Source organism: Paraburkholderia sp., from assembly GCF_035656215.1.
Taxonomy (GTDB): domain Bacteria; phylum Pseudomonadota; class Gammaproteobacteria; order Burkholderiales; family Burkholderiaceae; genus Paraburkholderia.
In genome coordinates, this window is the sequence record NZ_DASRSY010000315.1 from 1 (window position 1) to 3,484 (window position 3,484).

At 61.3% G+C, this 3,484-nt stretch carries 5 protein-coding genes and 1 pseudogene; 3 read left to right on the top strand and 3 right to left on the bottom strand.

Translation table 11 applies throughout. The annotated features are described in order from the left end of the window. Positions 1–102: pseudogene (locus VFE81_RS17855) on the top strand (glycosyltransferase family 2 protein); the annotation flags it as partial. A 64-nt stretch (positions 103–166) separates the two neighbouring features. Here VFE81_RS17855 and VFE81_RS17860 read toward each other — a convergent pair. After that, a complete protein-coding gene (locus tag VFE81_RS17860) occupies positions 167–1,567 on the bottom strand; it encodes an MFS transporter (protein ID WP_325045862.1) in 1,401 nt (466 codons plus the stop codon). A gap of 239 nt (positions 1,568–1,806) precedes the next feature. On the opposite strand from VFE81_RS17860, the gene VFE81_RS17865 reads away from it, so the two are divergent. Continuing rightward, complete coding sequence (locus VFE81_RS17865) at positions 1,807–1,959, top strand: hypothetical protein (protein WP_325045863.1); 153 nt, start codon at positions 1,807–1,809, stop codon at positions 1,957–1,959. Positions 1,960–1,996: 37 nt separating this feature from the next. Here the strand turns inward: VFE81_RS17865 and VFE81_RS17870 are convergent, their stop codons facing one another. Beyond that, complete coding sequence (locus VFE81_RS17870) at positions 1,997–2,539, bottom strand: PaaI family thioesterase (protein WP_325045864.1); 543 nt, start codon at positions 2,537–2,539, stop codon at positions 1,997–1,999. A 176-nt stretch (positions 2,540–2,715) separates the two neighbouring features. Continuing rightward, positions 2,716–2,850 carry a hypothetical protein gene (locus VFE81_RS17875; protein ID WP_325045865.1) on the bottom strand — a complete coding sequence of 45 codons (135 nt, stop codon included), beginning with the start codon at positions 2,848–2,850 and terminating at the stop codon, positions 2,716–2,718. A 407-nt stretch (positions 2,851–3,257) separates the two neighbouring features. On the opposite strand from VFE81_RS17875, the gene VFE81_RS17880 reads away from it, so the two are divergent. Continuing rightward, the coding region (locus VFE81_RS17880) for a hypothetical protein (RefSeq protein WP_325045866.1) at positions 3,258–3,484 on the top strand (227 nt) is incomplete at its 3' end.

The window sequence follows — 3,484 nt, forward strand, 5'->3', positions numbered from 1 at the left end:
ATCGCGTGGAGCGCCGCCCCGCGCGTGATCACCAGCGCGCGTACGATAAGCCGCGCACGCGGCGGTTTCGGCGACACACTTGCCGCGTGGGCGACTGGTTGACGCGGCCGGTGGCAGCAGCCCGCTTGACGTTTGATTCGAGACCGTAAATTGAGGGGGCAGGACTTTACCCGCGACCGCCTCGCGCGATCTCTTCACCGGCGCGATGCGGCATGCGCAGCGTCACGGGGATCGACGCGAACGAGCACAAGCCCACCACCAGAAACGCGGGCCAGAAATCCGACCACGTGATGCTCGGATGTCCATGCAGCACGCGTGAAATCTGTAGCACGATACCGCCCACGGTCACGCCCAGGCCAAGCGACATCTGCTGCACGACGCTGCCGAGACTCGTCGCGCGCCCCACGTCGCGGCTGGCGATTTCCGCGTAAGTCAGCGAGTTGAGACTCGTGAATTGCAGCGCGGGGAAGAAGCCGCCGAGCAATACGACGAACCAGATGATCCAGGTCGGCGTACCGGGGAAAAACAGTCCGCACGCCGCGATTGAAATGCCTGACAGCGCCGCGTTCACCACCAGCACCGAACGGAAACCGAAGCGATGCAGCACGCGCGAAGCAACCGTACGCATGAACATGCCGCCGAACGCGGACGCGCAGGTGATCAGGCCGGACTCGAACGCGCTCATGCCGTGTCCCTCCTGCAGCATCAGCGGCAGCAGAAACGGCAACGCACCGAGGCCGATGCGAAACAGCGAGCCGCCGAGCACGCTCGCCTGAAATGTCGGTACCTTGAAAAAGCGCAGATCGAGCAACGGGAGTTTGACGCGCTGGGCGTACAGGACGTAGCCCACGAGCAGCACTGCGCCGCTCGCGCACATGCCGAACGCGTCCCGATTCGAAATGAGTTCGCCGCCGACTAGCGACAGTCCGAGCAGAAGCAGCACCGCGCCCGCCGCCGACAGAAAAAAACCGATCCAGTCGAGTGGCCCGGGGTCCGGTTCGCGCGTATTGGCGATGTGCCGGTTGGTCAGATAGATGCCGAGAATACCGATCGGCACGTTGATGAAGAAGATCAGGCGCCAGTGCAGATACGTCGTGATGAAACCGCCGAGCAGCGGCCCGGCTGCCGGTCCGAGCATCGCGGGGACGCTCAGATAGTTCATCGCGCGAATGAAGTCGGACTTGTGGACCACGCGGAAAATGATGATCCGCCCAACCGGGACCATCATCGCTCCGCCGACGCCCTGCACGAAACGGGCGAGGGTGAACGTGGCCAGCGAGTTCGACGCAGCGCACAAGAGCGAGCCGGTCACGAAGATACCGATCGCGGTGCGGAAAATCGTGCGCGCCCCGAAGCGGTCCGCGAGCCAGCCGCATACCGGGATAAACACGCCGAGACCCAGGACATAGCTCGTCACCGCGATTTTCAGGGTGACCGGATCGCGCCCGAAGTCGCGTGCCATGGCGGGCAATGCGGTAACGATCACGTTCGCATCGACGCTTTCCATGAACATCGCGCACGCGACGATGAGAGGCGCAATCAGGGCTTTCTGGACGACGACGGTCATGGGAGCGGGGGCGATCGGCCTGCGGCCGATGGCCGCAGGCAAAGGGGGCATTATTGCACCTGTACGGTGCGGATGGTTAATAGTGCGCCGCCTGATGCTTCCCTTTTTCGAGATTGCGCGGGTCCGGATGTGATCGTCGCACCACACCCCGGCGACATTATTGATATTTGTTGCGGCGCGGCACGAGAGGACTATAATCGGGTTGTTACCTAGGTATAAACCCTATACAGGAGTCCACCATGAACACTGCTTCCAACGTCGCTACCGCCCGCACTGCTACCGCTGCTAACACCACGTGGCTGGGCAAGATCCGCGCACTGGCTCTGCATGCGCTCAACCTGCATCTGCAAAACTGCGCTGTGATCGCTGAAGCACATCGCCGCCCGCAGTAAGCGCGCGAGTCAACAGCGCGAGTCAATAGCCAGTTTGTCACCGGCTGAGAATCTCGAACACCAGACAGGTCGTCGTAGCATGCGCGTAGAGCGTGCCGTCGGGGCCGACCAGGCGAGCTGCCGCCGTCGCCAGTTGCCGTCCGCAATGAATCACCTTGCCCTCGGCACGCAGGCGTTGCACGCGCGGCGTCACCGTTTTCACGTAATTCACGCTCAGCTCGGCGGTGGTGTAGGCACGGCCCGGCGGCATCATCGTATGCACCGAGCAGCCTAGCGCGGAATCGAGCAAGGTGGCGATCCAGCCGCCGTGCACGGTGCCCAGTGGATTCAGATGCTGCGCGAGCGGGGTGCCTTGAAACACCGTGTGTCCCGCACTGACTTCAACAATCGCAAAGTCGAGTGTGCGCGCAATCGCGGCGTAGGGCAGTTCCGCGTTCATCATTGCCTGCATGACTTCCAGGCCGGTCTTGCCCGCCACCTGTTCGGGGCGTGGGACGCCAGGCCCCGGCCCCGCGTTAAGTGTCGCCAATACTTCCTGCTCGCGTGCGAGCCAGCGTTCGAGCTGTTGTTCGTTCGTCAATCCGTGTCTCCTGTCCTGAGGGAAGCGTGCTTCAGAATCGATGCATCGTCATCGATTAAAGTATCAAACCGCCTCAGGGCGCTGGAGGGCCACCTCTGGATTGCCGGCGCGCGCAGCGCCCGTGTCGCTCACAGTGGGGCTCGGATTGCTCGTGCCTGCTCGTGCCTGCTCGTGCGCTAGTCGCGGATACGTGACGCCACTGCGCGCTGCACTTTGGCCGCTCGCGCGGATCGCGCGCTCATCAGAAGCGCTGTCGACACCAACCCCACCAGATAGATACCGGCCATCACCCAATCCTGATCTGCCATCATCGTTCCCCTTCAAGTACCGGTTTTCGCGGAGAGAATTCAACATTTCGCCGTGCCATTGCTCTCGATTACGGCACGCGAAGCAGAAACCTTGATGGAGCCAATCGTCCTTTAAAACGGTGCGCGATCGGCACGATTCACGCGATACCGAATCTTTATCTCGCAATCTTCAATAAACGTTTAAAATTCGACCCCTTGTCGAGCGCAGCGGTCCTCATCAGCACGGCAAGTCAATCGGCAATATCGACCGTTTTATCGATGCATATTGCTCTGTCAAGGCGCGAAGCGCGTTCAGCTTCAATTGCCGGCCCAGGTTAAAACCCGACAAACTGGTTGACGTTGACTCACACTGTCAACCTTTTTAACGCTTTGCCGTTATCCATTTGTAATCGCCGAAGTAAGGCGACGCCGTGGCAGACGACCCGTCGCCGCGACAGCTCTACGCAAGGCCCGCATTGACCATGTTCCACCGCTATAACAATAAATTCGACCTGCTGGGCGCGATGTTCGACCGTGCATCGAAGACACTTGGCAAGCGAAGCGTCCTCTCGCCCTTGCTCGCGCTCGTCATATGCGGGCTGCTGCTGGTCGTCTTGCAGCATCTCTCGCAAGCGGTCGACTATCGCTCGGTCATGCG

Coding starts and splice junctions, on each gene's coding strand:
- VFE81_RS17860 (WP_325045862.1), bottom strand. CDS start 1,567: ATGACCGTCGTCGTCCAGAAAGCCCTGATTGCGCCTCTCATCGTCGCG.
- VFE81_RS17865 (WP_325045863.1), top strand. CDS start 1,807: ATGAACACTGCTTCCAACGTCGCTACCGCCCGCACTGCTACCGCTGCT.
- VFE81_RS17875 (WP_325045865.1), bottom strand. CDS start 2,850: ATGATGGCAGATCAGGATTGGGTGATGGCCGGTATCTATCTGGTGGGG.